The 13,831-nt window shown below is 62.3% G+C and carries 18 protein-coding genes; 17 read left to right on the plus strand and 1 reads right to left on the minus strand.

All coding sequences use genetic code 11. The annotated features are described in order from the left end of the window. The first annotated feature begins 4 nt into the window (after window positions 1–4). Genes BTN82_RS01260 through BTN82_RS01335 form a run of 17 tightly spaced genes read left to right on the plus strand, consistent with a single transcriptional unit; the run spans window position 5 to window position 12,933 of the window. Window positions 5–454: a phage protein gene (locus BTN82_RS01260; RefSeq protein WP_075117372.1), complete on the plus strand. Its 450-nt coding sequence runs from the start codon at window positions 5–7 to the stop codon at window positions 452–454. Next, on the plus strand, window positions 454–666 hold the full coding sequence (locus tag BTN82_RS01265) for a TraR/DksA C4-type zinc finger protein (RefSeq protein WP_075117373.1): 213 nt from the start codon (window positions 454–456) through the stop codon (window positions 664–666). Before BTN82_RS01260 ends, BTN82_RS01265 begins: the two co-directional genes overlap by 1 nt. Continuing rightward, a complete protein-coding gene (locus BTN82_RS01270) occupies window positions 663–869 on the plus strand; it encodes a hypothetical protein (protein ID WP_075117374.1) in 207 nt (68 codons plus the stop codon). The genes BTN82_RS01265 and BTN82_RS01270 overlap by 4 nt, the downstream gene beginning before the upstream one ends. Next, window positions 866–1,405 (plus strand): lysozyme, encoded by a 540-nt coding sequence (locus tag BTN82_RS01275; RefSeq protein WP_075117375.1) that lies wholly within the window; start codon window positions 866–868, stop codon window positions 1,403–1,405. Before BTN82_RS01270 ends, BTN82_RS01275 begins: the two co-directional genes overlap by 4 nt. Further along, entirely contained in the window at window positions 1,405–1,881 is a 477-nt protein-coding gene (locus BTN82_RS01280; protein ID WP_075117376.1) for a lysis system i-spanin subunit Rz, read from the plus strand. Before BTN82_RS01275 ends, BTN82_RS01280 begins: the two co-directional genes overlap by 1 nt. Before the next feature lie 37 nt (window positions 1,882–1,918). Beyond that, a complete protein-coding gene (locus BTN82_RS01285) occupies window positions 1,919–2,206 on the plus strand; it encodes a putative phage tail assembly chaperone (RefSeq protein WP_075117377.1) in 288 nt (95 codons plus the stop codon). Between the two features lie 23 nt (window positions 2,207–2,229). Next, window positions 2,230–2,373, plus strand: coding sequence for a DUF6890 family protein (locus tag BTN82_RS31745; protein ID WP_410002777.1), 144 nt, complete (start codon window positions 2,230–2,232; stop codon window positions 2,371–2,373). Between the two features lie 5 nt (window positions 2,374–2,378). Continuing rightward, window positions 2,379–4,658, plus strand: a complete 2,280-nt coding sequence (locus BTN82_RS01290; RefSeq protein ID WP_075117378.1) for a phage tail tape measure protein — start codon at window positions 2,379–2,381, stop codon at window positions 4,656–4,658. After that, window positions 4,658–4,975, plus strand: coding sequence for a DUF2590 family protein (locus BTN82_RS01295; RefSeq protein ID WP_075117379.1), 318 nt, complete (start codon window positions 4,658–4,660; stop codon window positions 4,973–4,975). Before BTN82_RS01290 ends, BTN82_RS01295 begins: the two co-directional genes overlap by 1 nt. Continuing rightward, window positions 4,972–6,144 (plus strand): baseplate J/gp47 family protein, encoded by a 1,173-nt coding sequence (locus tag BTN82_RS01300; RefSeq protein ID WP_075117380.1) that lies wholly within the window; start codon window positions 4,972–4,974, stop codon window positions 6,142–6,144. The genes BTN82_RS01295 and BTN82_RS01300 overlap by 4 nt, the downstream gene beginning before the upstream one ends. Then, window positions 6,141–6,665 carry a phage tail protein gene (locus BTN82_RS01305; protein ID WP_075117381.1) on the plus strand — a complete coding sequence of 175 codons (525 nt, stop codon included), beginning with the start codon at window positions 6,141–6,143 and terminating at the stop codon, window positions 6,663–6,665. The genes BTN82_RS01300 and BTN82_RS01305 overlap by 4 nt, the downstream gene beginning before the upstream one ends. A 9-nt stretch (window positions 6,666–6,674) precedes the next feature. Next, the gene (locus BTN82_RS01310) at window positions 6,675–9,107 is read left to right on the plus strand and encodes a phage tail protein (RefSeq protein ID WP_075117382.1); all 2,433 of its coding nucleotides are present in this window, start codon (window positions 6,675–6,677) and stop codon (window positions 9,105–9,107) included. Window positions 9,108–9,115: 8 nt separating this feature from the next. After that, window positions 9,116–9,823: a hypothetical protein gene (locus BTN82_RS01315; RefSeq protein WP_075117383.1), complete on the plus strand. Its 708-nt coding sequence runs from the start codon at window positions 9,116–9,118 to the stop codon at window positions 9,821–9,823. Continuing rightward, window positions 9,820–10,743, plus strand: coding sequence for a hypothetical protein (locus tag BTN82_RS01320; protein WP_075117494.1), 924 nt, complete (start codon window positions 9,820–9,822; stop codon window positions 10,741–10,743). Before BTN82_RS01315 ends, BTN82_RS01320 begins: the two co-directional genes overlap by 4 nt. Next, window positions 10,740–11,288, plus strand: coding sequence for a DNA-binding protein (locus BTN82_RS01325; RefSeq protein WP_075117384.1), 549 nt, complete (start codon window positions 10,740–10,742; stop codon window positions 11,286–11,288). Before BTN82_RS01320 ends, BTN82_RS01325 begins: the two co-directional genes overlap by 4 nt. Beyond that, entirely contained in the window at window positions 11,285–11,989 is a 705-nt protein-coding gene (locus tag BTN82_RS01330) for a hypothetical protein (RefSeq protein WP_075117385.1), read from the plus strand. Before BTN82_RS01325 ends, BTN82_RS01330 begins: the two co-directional genes overlap by 4 nt. Continuing rightward, a complete protein-coding gene (locus BTN82_RS01335; RefSeq protein WP_075117386.1) occupies window positions 11,962–12,933 on the plus strand; it encodes a hypothetical protein in 972 nt (323 codons plus the stop codon). Before BTN82_RS01330 ends, BTN82_RS01335 begins: the two co-directional genes overlap by 28 nt. 12 nt (window positions 12,934–12,945) lie before the next feature. Here BTN82_RS01335 and BTN82_RS31440 read toward each other — a convergent pair whose 3' ends face one another. Further along, window positions 12,946–13,740 (minus strand): hypothetical protein, encoded by a 795-nt coding sequence (locus BTN82_RS31440; protein ID WP_261792922.1) that lies wholly within the window; start codon window positions 13,738–13,740, stop codon window positions 12,946–12,948. Between the last annotated feature and the right edge of the window lie 91 nt (window positions 13,741–13,831).

Consider the following 13,831-nt stretch of genomic DNA (forward strand, 5'->3'; position numbering starts at 1 on the left):
CCCCATGGCCAAGATTGGCGGCATGAATTTCGACATCAACCTGGGCGACCTGAAAGTCCACGTTGAAACCGCAACTCTCGATATCACGGACAACAGCGCCGTGGCCCTGACCCGGGGCGTGCCTGACGGCTTTGTCGCCGGCGACGTGGCGGCCAGTGGCGAGATGGAGCTGGATACCACCAACTTCAATTTGCTGATCGAGGCCGCCGGCCGCGCCGGCAGCTTCCGCAAGCTGGATCTGTTCGACGTGCTGTTTTTTGCCAAGACCCCGACTGACGAAGTCCGCGTAGAGGCCTTCGGTTGCAAGCTGAAAATCTCCAGCCTGCTGAACATCGACTCCAAAGGTGGGGAGAAGTCCAAGCACAAGGTGCCGTTTGAAGTTGGAAGTCCGGACTTTATCCACATCAACGGCGTGCCGTACCTGGATGCGACCGAGATCGAGGGCCTGAGCTGATGGTTTGCCCGTTCGACCGCGCCCAGGCCCTGGAACAGCGACAGCGTGACCAGGCGATCGCCGTCCAGCTCGCCCGGGCACGCTCGACGGGCCCCAGCCTGACCCACTGCGAGGACTGCGATTGCGAGATCCCCCCAGCGCGCCGCGCCTTGGGCGGAATGACTCGCTGCGTCCCCTGCCAATCCACTTTCGAGAAAGGGGGACAGCGATGAGTGCAAACCAAGCTGCCCAGGACACCGCAATCGCCGTAGCCAAGGCCGCACCAGCCATAGGCGTGGCCGCCACCGGCGCTACAGGCGCCGTCGATTGGTCGGCGGTCGCCTACATGCTGACTGCGCTGTACATGGTGCTGCAGATCGTTCTGCTGGCCCCCAAGTACCGCCAGATGCTGAGCGACTGGAAGGGAAAGCGATGAGCCTGCGTCAGAAGATCCTGGCCGGGTCCATCGGCCTGGTCCTGGGCAGTAGCACGCTGATGGCGTTCCTGGGCAAGTGGGAAGGCGAAGGCCAGAACGTCGTCTATCCCGACAAGCTGGCCCGGGGCCTGCCTACCGTCTGCAAGGGCATCACCAAGTACACCAGCCCTTATCCGGTGATCGTCAGCGACTACTGGTCGCCTGAGCGCTGCGCCGAGGTGGAGCAAATGGTGGTCGAAAAAGACCAGTTGGACCTGGCGGACTGCCTGGACAACCCACGGATCAGCCAGAACACCTTCGATGCCCTGAGCAGCCACGCGCATAACTTCGGCGTGCCTAGCACCTGCGCGAGCCGTGCTGTGGGTCTTATCAACGCCGGGCAGATCGCCGAGGGCTGCAAGGCGATCGCCTGGGCACCCGATGGAAAAACGCCGGTGTGGGCTTTCGTGACTGATGCCCAGGGCCGCAAGCGGCTGGTTCCTGGCTTGCACGCCCGGCGTCTGGACGAGATGCGGCTGTGCAAGGAGGGCCTGTAATGCTTCGGGAAGTGGTGTTTCCGCTACTGCTCGTCCTGGCGGCCTGGTTCGGGTTTGACCTCCTCGAGGAGCAACGCGACACCGCCCGCCTCGAACGTGACCAAGCCCGAAACGAGCGAGACGGCCTGCGCGAGGCGGCTCGCGTCAGCGGCGAACTGCTCGCAGCGCGTGACGCCATCGATCGCCAACGAACCCAGGAGCTGACCCATGAACGCAATCAAAACCAGCTGCTGCAGCGCGCTGTTGACGCTGGCAGTCAGCGGCTGTTCGTCAACGCCACCTGTCCAGCCAGCCCAACTACTGATTCCGGAGCCCGCGGCCTGGCTGATGCAGGAACCGCCGAACTCGCAGCAAACGCTCGATCGGATTATTTCACCCTCCGCGACCAGCTCGCCCTCGGCCGGCAAATGATCCTCGGCCTGCAGGCCCACGTCCGTGTCCTGCAGGACTATGCCCGCCGTGCCTGCGGGCGCTGATTCACACCTTCCATTCCATCCATTAGGAGCAATACCCATGACCGACCGCACCGAAATCACCCTGACCGTAGGCAACGACGACTTCGACTTTGTCGTGGATCCGGCCGTAATGACCAAGTACATCAACAGCCTGACCCCGGCCAACAAGGTAGCACCAGGCAACAACCTGCTGATGAACACCGTAGTGGCTGCCCAGAAGGACAAGCTCAAGCCGCTGTTGGGCAACCCGATGACCGTCCTGCAGATCGCCGGCGCCCTGGTCGAGGAGTACGCCCCGACTGTTGAGGTCACCGTAAAAAAGCGCTCGGCCACGCCGAACGACTGACCGAAGACGGCCTGGGCCAACTTCTGGCCCTGGCCGATCGCTGGCTACCTGGTGCACCGCCCACGCCTGACAACCTGGGCACAGCCAAATGGCTGGAGGACGAGCACTGGCGGCGAATGGAGATCGCCATAGCCAACGGCATATCACGAGCATTCAACGGTAACTGATCCCCATGAGCGCGAAAGCATCCAGCCGCTTGGACTTCATCTTGAGCCTGACTGACAAGATCAGTTCACCGCTGGCCAAGGTGACCAAGGGCTTCAACGACCTGGCCGAACAGGGCGAGAACAACATTAAGCAGATGGGGCTAGGCCTGGGCGGCTTGATTGGTTCGGCCAAAGGCATCAGCGAGTCGCTGGAGCCTGCGCTGGAGATGAACCGCGCCCTGGGCGAAGTCCGTTCGCTCGGCGTGGCCGAGGATGCGCTGGACGCGCTCAACAGCAAGTCGCTGGAATTCTCGGTCGCCTATGGCGAGAACGCCCAGGAGTTCGTCGCCTCGGCCTACAAGATCGAAGGCGCGATCAAGGGTCTGGCCGGCTCGCAGTTGGCCACCTTTACCAACACCAGCAGCGTGCTGGCCAAGGCCACCAAGTCCGATAAGGAGGTGATGAGCGAGTACGTCGGCACGCTGTACAACCTGCAGAAACAGCAGGCCGATGCCATGGGCAAAAGCCAATGGGTCGAGAAGCTGGGCGGGCAAACCGCCCTAGCCGTGCGGCTGTTCCGCACCAGTGGCGCGCAGATGAAAGACGGTTTCAAGGAGGCCGGCGCGATCGCTACCGCCGCCGGCATCGACCTTTCCGAACAAATGGCTGTGATCGGTAGCCTGTCCAGCACCATGGAAGGCGGCGATGCCGGCGGCCGCTACAAAGCGTTCTTCGAGAACATCGAGAACGCATCCGAAAAGCTGGGGATGAAGTTCACCGACACCAATGGCAAAGTCATGCCGATGCTGGACATTCTGGCCAAGCTGCAGGGCAAGTTCGGAGATCTGCGCGGCGCCGCGGCTAACGCCAAGCTCATGGAAGCCTTCGGCGGTGAAGGCGCCCAGGTAATCGGCGCGCTCGCTCAGGACACCGGCCGGCTCAAGAACGGCATTGAGCAATTGGGCAAGGTCCGGGGCCTGGAGCAGGCCGAGAAGATGGCCAAGGCCATGGTGGATCCGTGGCAGCAGTTCGGCGCCGCGGTGCAAGCGCTGCGCATCGCCTTCGGGCAAGCCCTGATCCCGATCCTACAGCCGCTGATGGATCGCCTGGTCGGCATCGGTAAAACCCTGGTGTATTGGACGCGGTTGTTCCCGAACATCACCCGCGTGATCGGTATCACCGTGCTTTCCGTCCTGGGCATCGTCGCCGCCATGAGTGCGCTTACCCTGGTTGTGGGCATCAGCAAGATGGTTTGGATGGCCGCGACCATCGCCTGGAACCTGTTCACCTGGGCCGGCTGGCGCAGCATCGCGATGTTCCTCTATCACGCCGTGATGGTGACTGCGTTCGTCACGGGCCTGGTTCTCATGTACACCGTCATGGGTCTGGTTCGCGTGGCCATGCTGCTGTGGCAGGGCGCTATCTGGCTGGTGAACGCGGCCCTGCTGGCCAACCCGATCGGCCTGGTGATTGTCGCCATCGTCGCCCTGGTCGCGGCCGTGATTGCGATCGTGGCGTATTGGGACGAGTTGACCACGGCGCTGATGAAGACCGCGGCGTTTCAGTGGGTCGCTGGCCAGGTGCAGGCGCTGGGCGACTGGTTCAGCTCGATGGGCGGCTGGACGGGCCTTGCCCGGGCTGCGTGGGACGGCATCGTCTCGGTCTTTCAGAAGGCCATTAATGGCCTGATCGAGATGCTGAACAAGATCCCCGGCGTGAACATCGAAACCCAGTTTGGCGACCTGCCGCAGCCGCCCGACGTGCCGGAGATCCCCGGCCAGGCCGTCCCGGTTGGCGTCATGCCGATGAACCAGGAGGCGCTGCAGCCTGTGGCGAAATCCTTGCTGCAGGTGCAGCCGTCGGTGCCCCTGGTCACACCGATGGCCAACGCGATGTTGCCGCCGGCAGTGGAGCGCACCGCCGCTGCCCCAACGGCGCCGGCGCTGAAGCTGGTTCCGCCGGTGGTACAGCCGTTGGCCCAGGTGCCGGCCTCGATGCCAGCACAACCTGAGCCGATCGGCGCCACGCTCAAGACCCTGGCCGCACTGCCGCAAACGCCGGTGAAGGTCGAGGTGGCCGGGCCGGTGGACCAGGTCGAGCGCAACCGCGAACGCCTGACCCAGGCCGCCCCGAACCTGTCGCCGTTGCGCCCTGCAGCTGTGCCCCAGGGCGGATTGTTGAACAGCATTCAGACCAACACCCAGAACCAGAACCGAGGAATCAAGGTGGAAAAAGTGGAGATCCACACCAGCAAACCGCTGACCCCGCTGGAGCTGGAAAACATGATCGACATGGCGGTGGGCTGATGAGCGAGTACATAGACCTGCTGATCGAGGGCAACGACCTGGTGCTGGACCCGTCCCGTCAGCCGCGGCTGATCGAGGACCGGGCCAGCATCGCCCAGGACATTGCCCACATGATCCGCGAAAGCGGTTTGCTGGTGACCCTGGTCGCCGAGCGCAGCCGCAACCGGCAAGCCGACTGCATCCTGCAGTTGGAGCTGCTGGTGGAGGCTGACGAACGCCTGGTGCCAGGGACGGCCAGGATTACCCAGGACAAACCGGGCCAGTACCTGGTGACCGCCAAGACCCTGAAATTTGGCGCTGTCGAGGTGTTTTTGTGAGTGACGTAGATTTTCGCCAGGCGCTGATCGATGCCGGCATTCCGACCACCGAGGACGGCCTGCGCAAGACCTGGGAGGCCGAGGTAGCTGCCCAGGGCAGCAAGGTGAGCAACACCGGTGCCTACTCGCCGTTCTGGCGCGTGGTCACCGCCCTGGTGACCAAGCCGGTCATGTGGCTGATTAATCTCATCAGCGACACCGTACTGCCCAACTTTTTCGTAAAGACTGCCGGCGGTGCCTGGCTGGAGATGCTGGCCTGGGCGGTCAACGTCGAGCGCAAGGGCGCGACCAAGACCCAAGGCGTCTTGCTGTTCACCCGCGAAACCACCGGCGGCGCCCTGGAGATGCCCGCCGGTGTGGTGGTGCAGTCCGCCGCAATCAACGGCCATATCTATCAGCTGGTGACCACCGCAGACGCGGTGTTTGACGACGGCTTGCTGCAACTCTCCGTGCCGGTGCAAGCGCAAGAGGTCGGCAGCGGCTACAATCTGGCGCCCGGGTACTACGCCATCCTGCCGGAGCCGGTGCCCGGCATTGCCCAGGTGGTGAACGCTGACGGCTGGATGACTGCACCAGGTGCGGATCCGGAGCCCGACGACCAACTGCGCTTGCGTACCCGCAACCAGTTCTCGGCCGTCAACCAATGGCACACCGACGCCGTATACCGGGCGATGATCTCGGCATTCCCTGGCGTACGGCCGGATGGCGTGTACTTCCTGCACGGCGCCCCCCGGGGCCCCGGCAGTGCCAATGCCTACGTGCTGTTCGATGCCGACGTGCCGGCCGCGACGTTCCTCGAGCAGATCAACGCCCACGTGCGCGATGGCGGCAACCATGGCCATGGCGACGACATGCTGGTCATGGTGATGCCGGAGACGCTGCACGCGCTGCGTGTGACCTTCTGGCCACGGCCCAACCTGACCGCGGAGAAGCGCGAGAGCCTGCAGGAAGAAATCGCCCTGTTCATCCGCGCCGCATTCCGCGAGAGCACCGCCAGCGACTACCAGCCGACGCTGACCTACCCGCAGTCGCGCTTTTCGTTCAGTCGCCTGGGCGAGGAACTGCACCAGACGTTCCCCAGCATCGAGTCGCTGCACTTCGACAATGACGACATCGTTTCAGAGCTGACCATCCCACGTATCCAGAGCCTGCAGGTGGTCGCCGCATGATCCGCTTGAAACTGCCGTTTTGGTTGGACGGGCCCGAGCTGGCCAAGCTCAAGACCGCCGCACAGACCTGGTGGGAAAAGGTCGAGGGCTGGCTGCAGTGGCCACTGCTGCAGATGGACGCCGAGACGTGCCATTTGACCGTGCTCGACCTGCTGGCCTGGCAACGGGATATCAACCGCTTCAAGGACGAACCCGAGAGCCTTTACCGCCTGCGCGTGAAGTTCGCTTTCATCAACGCCGTGGACGCCGGCAGCACTGCAGGGCTGAAACGCATCCTGCACCGCCTCGGCGTCGGCTACGTCGAGATCGAGGAACGCCTGGACGGTCGGGATTGGGACGTGGTGCTGCTGCGCCTCTCCGACTCGCAGCTGTCGGAAAACCCCGAGCTGCTGCGGGTATTGATTCAGCAATACGGCCGCACCTGCCGCCGCTATGACTTCGTGACCATCACCCCTGTAACGCTGCGCATCGTCGCGGCGGACTTCAACGACGACCAGCAGACGCTGGTCGCCAGCTTGTAGGAGGCCTGCGTGGCCAGTATTACCCTTGCCGGCGAAAGCCTGATTGCTCAGAAACAGGGCACCCAACAAGTCTTGAACGTGGCGCGCTTCATCTACGCCAACGTCCCAGGACTGAATCCACAATCGCCGATCGATCGGGCCGCGCCCAAGCCGCCGGCCAACCAGATCGTGCACATCTACACGATCCCCGCCGGGAATTCCGGGTTTGTGAACCCGAACCAGGTTGTCTACAGCTCGATGCTCGGCAGCGATATCGGCGACTTCGACTGGAACTGGCTCGGCCTGGAAAGCGCTGAAGGCGTGCTGTTCGCCGTGGCCTACGTGCCCCTGCAGCAGAAGCGGCGCAATATTCCGCCACTGCAGCTGGGCAACAACGTGACGCGCAATATCCTGGTCGAGTTCACCGGCGCCCAGCAGCTGACCGGCATCACCATCGATGCCAGCACCTGGCAGCATGACTTTACTGTTCGCCTCAAGGGCATAGACGAGCGCGAGCGCCTGAGCAATCGGGACGTGTACGGCCGCGCCTGCTTCTTCGATAGCGGCCTGCAGTTGGAGAAAGTCGGGCAGGCCTATCGGCTCAAGCCTGGCCAGGCGTACATCGAGGGCGTGCGGGTACTGCTGCCGGCGGCGCTGAACATCACCCCAACGAGCCTACCGACCACCGCCTGGCTCGATGTTGCCCTACAGCGCCAGTCCAACGACGTGGTGGCGAGCTGGCAGGTGGTGTTCGCGGCCAACAAGGCCGACTACGTGGACAGCGCCGGTGTCTCGCATTACTGCGTTGTCCTGGGCGACCTGACCAGTGCCGCCATCACCGATCGCCGGGCGATGGAGCCGATCAAGGGGCCGCTGCTGCAGCACCTGGCCGCCCGCGTCGGCACCTATCCAGAGCTGCGCGCCCAGGCCACCACCAAGGAAGACGTGGACCTGGGGAACATTCCCAACGCCATCAGTGACGACGCATCGAGCAACAGCAGCTCGATTCTGGCCACGACGAAAGCGGTCCATGGTGTTCAGGTCAATGTCGCCGCCCTGGTGGATGGCACCACACCGGCGGGCAAGGCCAAGCAGTTGGCCACCGCCCGCAAGATTGCGATCAGCGGGGCCGGTACCGGGAATGTCAGCTTCGACGGTAGCCAGGATGTCACCCTGAACCTGACCCTGGCAGACAGCGGCGCGCCCGCAGGGACGTACACAAAAGTCACGATCAACGCCAAAGGCCTGGTGACCGCTGGCGGGGCGCTCGTTGCCGCTGATATCCCGAATCTGGACTGGAGCAAAATCACCACCGGAAAGCCCTCGACGCTGGACGGTTACGGCATCACCAACGCCATCCCGACCGGGCTGACCAACAAACGTCCGCAACTCTACGCCCCTGAACCTGGTCGGCATTACAACCAGGGCGCGATGGTGATTCGCGAGGCGCAACTGGTCGTCAGCACCAAGACCCATTTCGATTACGCCCCGCGTATCCTCTTTCACTGGGGAGATATCACTGCTGGCGACCTGGCGATGGACGCCGCCGGCGTACTGCAGTGGTCGGGGCTTCCAATCTGGACCGCCCATAATTTCACCCCCGCATCGAAGGCTGACAAAGCCACGACGTTAGGGGGGTATGGCATCACTGACGCGATCCAGAAGGGGGAATATGGCCTGGGGTCTAATTCCGCCCCCACGTCGGCCATCGACACTATCGGCCTGCCTGGTGGCTTCCACCACTTCGGCACCGGCTCGACGTCTTTTGCTGAATACGTGTCCCTCCTCAACATCCCCTACGGCAGCAGCGCGTACGCCGGCCAGATCGGCATGCGACAAGGTTTAGCAGAACCGAGTCTGCTTATCAGGTCGGTTAAAAACGACGCGGGCAACTCACCAGCTGGATGGACGCCGACGCGTGAGGTCTACCACACCGGCAACCTCAACCCGCAGGCCATTGTCCCGGCCGGGACAATCATCACCTTTACCATGAGCGCAGCGCCCGCAGGGTTTCTGCCAGCGAACGGCGCCGCAATATCCCGCACGGCTTATCCGCGGCTGTTCGCGGTGCTCGGCACCTTTTACGGCGCTGGCGACGGCTCCAGCACGTTCAACATCCCCGACCTTCGCGGGCTGTTTGTCCGGGGTTGGGATGATGGCCGGGGCCTCGATCCCGGGCATGGCCTGGGCGTATTTCAGCCAGGCCAAAACGCGAGCCACACCCATGACGCCAGCTGTGGCACAGCGGGTTCCCACTCCCACGCGTTCAACTACGTCAACACACCGACTACAGAGGATCGCCAAGGCATCGGCGCCGCTATGCACTATGCCGGCGTAAGCAATGTGGCCGGTAACCGCATTCAAGCGGCGGGCGACCACGCCCATGCCATCACTGTGCATGCCTCCGGCGGCAATGAGTCCCGCCCAATGAACATTTCCTTCCTCATGTGCATCAAGTATTGAGCCCGACCATGAACACGAAAACCGTCTATCAAACCAATCAGCTAGGGCTCTATGTCGGCACTGTAGAGGCCACCGAGTCGCCACAAGAACCCGGGGTGTTCCTGATCCCGGGCGGTTGCACCGAGACAGCCCCGCCAGCCATTCCCGAACATAAATCTGCCCTTTGGGCGGACGGCCAGTGGCAACTGGTGGACTTCTTCAACGGCCTGATTATCTACAGCACCACCACGGGCGAGCCGCAGACGCTCAACGGGGTGGGGCCGATCCCCAGCGGGTACACCACCAAGCAGCCCGGGCCCGACCAGGTCTGGAAAAACGGCGAGTGGGTGGACGATATCGGGGCGATCCTGGATGCGCTCTACAAGCAGAAGCTGCAGGCGATCAACAGCGGGTGCAGCCAGTACATCGAGGGCGGTTTTACCTCCCGCGCCCTAGGCGCGGTACATCACTACAGCAATGCGATGGACGACCAGCTCAACCTGACCAGCCTGATTATCAGTGGCCTGGATTCCGATTACGCCTGTTCCGACGTTGACCAGGTGCGCGAATTCCGGCCGCACACCGCCCAGCAACTGCGCGAAGTCGGCCAAGACCAGGTGCGTTTTCAGCAGGCGGCCCTGCAGCATGCCAACGACCTGAAACAGGCGCTGGCCACCGCCCTGAAAGGCAAGAAGTTGAAGGCCATGCAGGCGATCGAATGGACGCCGCCGGCATGACCTGGCCAGCCGTATCGATGCGCTGGCCCGAGCAGGCCACGCAATGGATGGGGCAGTTGTCCGCCGCCCAGGATCTGGCCGGCAGCGAGCTGGCGAGCACCGGCCTACGCTTGGCCGGCCTGCAGGGCCTGGCCAGCACCAACCCCGGCCCCGTGGGTAACGCCGCCCAGGGCGCGATCGCTGCTGGACGTGCCGCGCTGTCCGAACAGATGGGCGAGGCGCCGGCCTGCCTGGTGGTAACACCTTTCCAAAGTGGTGTTGGCCAAGGTCACGGCTACCAGCGTTTTCTGTCCGCGCCCAACTTGCTGCAGCAACTGGGCAACAAGCTGGTGGACGCGAGCGACCCCGGCCGGCCCGCCCAGGAACAGTACGCCCTGTGCCTGCTGTTCCTGGCTACGCGCTTCGACCAGCTCGCCGCGAGCCTGGCGCGCTTCAACGCGCTGCTACCGATGCCGGACCTGGTGCGAACTGAGCGCCGCGCGCGCCACCTGTCGAAGCTTGAGGCTGAAAAGTGGGAGATCTCCACGCCCGGCACGCTGCCGCGCTGGCAGGCGCTGCCCCTGGAACGCTGCACCGTGTTGAAAGCCGCTCAGCAGTCCATGGCCGGCCAGCTCGCTGTGCTTGAGAGCTACGCGGCCGACGGGTCACCGATGGGCGATCTGGCCGCGCTGGCCAGCCGCAAGGCCACACAGCAGCAGGGCCGCGACCAGCAGTTGAACGACCTGAAAGCCCTGCTCAGCGGCGGCGGCAGTGACAGCAGCATGCGGGCCCGTTTGATCGGCCCAGGGAACGCGGCCGAGCTGCGTCGTGGGCTGTTGGAAGGCGAGCCGCCCGGGCATGAATGGGTATTGAGTGCCGGCGCGCTGCTGGTGGGCTCTGAAAAGGGCCTGAGCTTCGTTCGTGAACTGGTGGGCCTATGACGCTGCTGCTCGATGGGGAACAGGTGCAGGGCAAGTTCCTGAAAATCACCGCCAACCTGCGTATTGAAAGCGACGACATGTCAGGGCAGACCAGCAACACCGAGAAGGCCCACAAGGGCTTCAAGCCCAAGACCCTGACCGTCTCGCTGACGATTCCGTTTGTCGATCGCTCGCAGCTCAGCGACCTGATGCGCCTGGCCGAGGCCACTGCCGGCGGCGGGCAGCTCAAGACCTATAGGGTCGTGAACGACACCGCCGCCGCGTTCGGTATTCGCCAGGTGCAGTTCGCCGAAGGGGTCAGCGCCCGCGAGGACGACACGCTCAGCGCCTGGCGGATTCAGTTCACGCTCACAGAAAAGGTATCGAACCCGGAGAAAGTCGAGGGCCGGCGCCCAGGGAACAAGGTCACGGCTCAATCGGGACCGGGTGCGGCCGTCGGCAGCGGCGGCGGTGCCGATGGCTCGGGCGGTTCTCAGGAGCTTTCGGGCTTCGAGAAGACCCTGAAAAAGCTGGACGACTATATCGGCGGGGTGGGCTCGCCATGAAACTGCACAAGGTGTTGACCGTCGCCGGTAAGCCTTATGTCCTAGTCAAGGACGAGGTACGTCTGGACCTGAGAAACCCCGGCCGGGCAACGTTCACAATCCAGGCCAGCGGCCCGGTCAAAGGGCTGGTGACGCTCGATATCGGGTACAACGAAAGCACCCTGCAGCGCCACTTTATCGGCTACGTGGAACGCTGCACCGGCGCCAACAGCGTACAGCAGGTGCTGTTCTGCCGGGAGGTCGCCGCGATCCTGGGCAACCCGCTGCCGCTGAACCTGCGCCATGTCGATCTGCGCGCGGTCCTGGGCGAGATCAGCGAGCAGACCGGGCTCTGTTTTCGTGTTCCGGAACGATCCTATGCAAGCGTCAAGGCCCCGTTTTTCTACAGCCTGGCGGCCGGCTATCAGGCGATGGACAGCCTGGCCCGGGTGTTCAACATCCCCGACTTCATCTGGCAGCAACAGGGCGACGGCGAAGTCTTCGTGGGCAGTTGGGCGGATAGCTTCTTCGGCGCACGGGCGCCGCTGCAACTGCCGATCGAGCTGTTCGACGGCTACCAGGGTAATCAAAGCGCGATGGTCGCGGCCCTTCCCGGGTTGCGACCAGGTGCAACAATCAACCAGGGCGAGCGCATCACAAACGTGACGCTGGTTCACAGTCAAATGGCGATCAAATGGACGACGCAATCCGCCGCAGCGTAGAGCGGCAATTTCCGGAACTGACCGGCGGCTACCACCTGCCACGCTTCGCCCGGGTGGTCGGTGTCGCCGATGCGCCGGCGGCCGCGGGGATCTGCGACGACTTCCGGCCGCGCTACGCGGTGGATATCCAGGTCCTGGGGCCGGATGGCGAGCCCGACACGTCGCTGCCAATCCTCGCCGGCGTACCGCTGCCGCTACCTACGGGCGGCGAGGAAATGGGCATCTATGCCTTCCCCGAGGAGAACACCGCGGTGGTGGTGTGTTTCGCCTACGGGCTACCGCACAAGCCCTACATACAGACGATTCTCCCTCACGGCCTAAGCATGCCCCGGGTTCCGAAAGGCGACCAGGTCTGGCAGCACAGCGAGGCCTGCCAGCAGCGCGTCGATGCGGACGGCAACTGGTTACGCCAGACCGATGGCAAGATCCAGGACAAGGCGATCGAGCGCGAAGTGGAAGCTCTGGGCAACACTGAGCGTTACCAGAACCACGCGCAGACGATCGACGACCATTCGACTGAGTCGGTGGGTGGGATCAAGACGATCGAGGCGCTGGGCGCACTCAAGCTGCTGTCGGGCGGATCCGCGAGCCTGGCGGCCGTGGACGATCTGCACCAGGCGACGGGCCGGGATCTCAACTTGGTGGTGGGCCAGAAGCATAACGCTGTGATCGGTGGCGACATGCAGGAGCAGATCCAGGGCCTGCGCCGGAGTGTGGCGGCAGTCAGTCAGCGCCTGCTGGCGCCCAAGACCTGGTTGGGGTCGGAGTCGGTCAATGTGCTGCAGATCCTGGGCGACTTACTCGACCTGGTGCAAGAGATGAACACTCAGCTCGCAGGCCATACCCATGGGCCAACACCACCACCGGGCAATGCTGCAGCGTTCACCGCAGATGCTGCGAAGGCGGCAACTCTATCTACACAGTTGAAAGGGGTAACTCTGTAATTGAATAGGAATTTACCAGACGTAATATGCGGCTAGGGTGCCAATAATTACGGCATAAAAAATTGAACGTCCAATCCATGGATGGGTCAACATGTTTATTGTATTTGTCAGCTTTGGCTTTTCCTGATCCCAGTCGGACTCTACAATGTTGCCGTCAGCTATAAATGGTTTCCAATATTGTGCAATGTGATTGTTTTTTGGTTCAAAAAAGTCACTGTGGCCATAGTCGAAGTATCTATCTTTAATGTGAGGAACTTGAAAGCCTTTTCTGCCAGAACTGCCGTAACCAAAGCTGGAGAAAGTGGCGAGCACCGGGTAAAAGTCGCGAGTTCCTACATCGTTAAGTATAGAGCGCTTTTCCATTTCCTTGGTATATAGACCCCAAGGGTAACTAGTGGGGACAATACAGCCGCATAGTATGATTCTTCTAAAGCTAATATCGGTAGATGTAGCCAGGATGCGACTTAAAATATAACTACCAAAGCTATGTGCGATAACCATGAACTGAGCATTAGGCTCCAAGGACTTAGCTTCGCGAATAGATTGAGCTATTTTCTGTATCGGTGTATTGCGAACCGGGGATGCCAACTGAAAACCTGAAACGAAATCGTAACCAAGTCCTTCAACGTTGGTATGTGGCAAACTACTTAGTTCTTTTTCTACTAGTTTGTGCCAAGCGCCGTCTGTCTGTATTCCATGAATCAGGAAAACTACAGTAGCTTGAGGATTGTCTTGAATTCCCGATAACTTTGCATCGAGCATGCTATCGACCAACTCCCAGTGCTCCTTCGGAAGTTGTTCTTTCATCAATTGAATTTGTCTGACTCTTGCGTTCGGCAGTGTGTCGTTCCAAGTTAAATTGAATCGTTCAAATACTTCAGCTGGCCTCATTGGTCAC

The organism is Pseudomonas chlororaphis (genome assembly GCF_001921865.1).
In the GTDB taxonomy this organism is placed as follows: domain Bacteria; phylum Pseudomonadota; class Gammaproteobacteria; order Pseudomonadales; family Pseudomonadaceae; genus Aquipseudomonas; species Aquipseudomonas chlororaphis_D.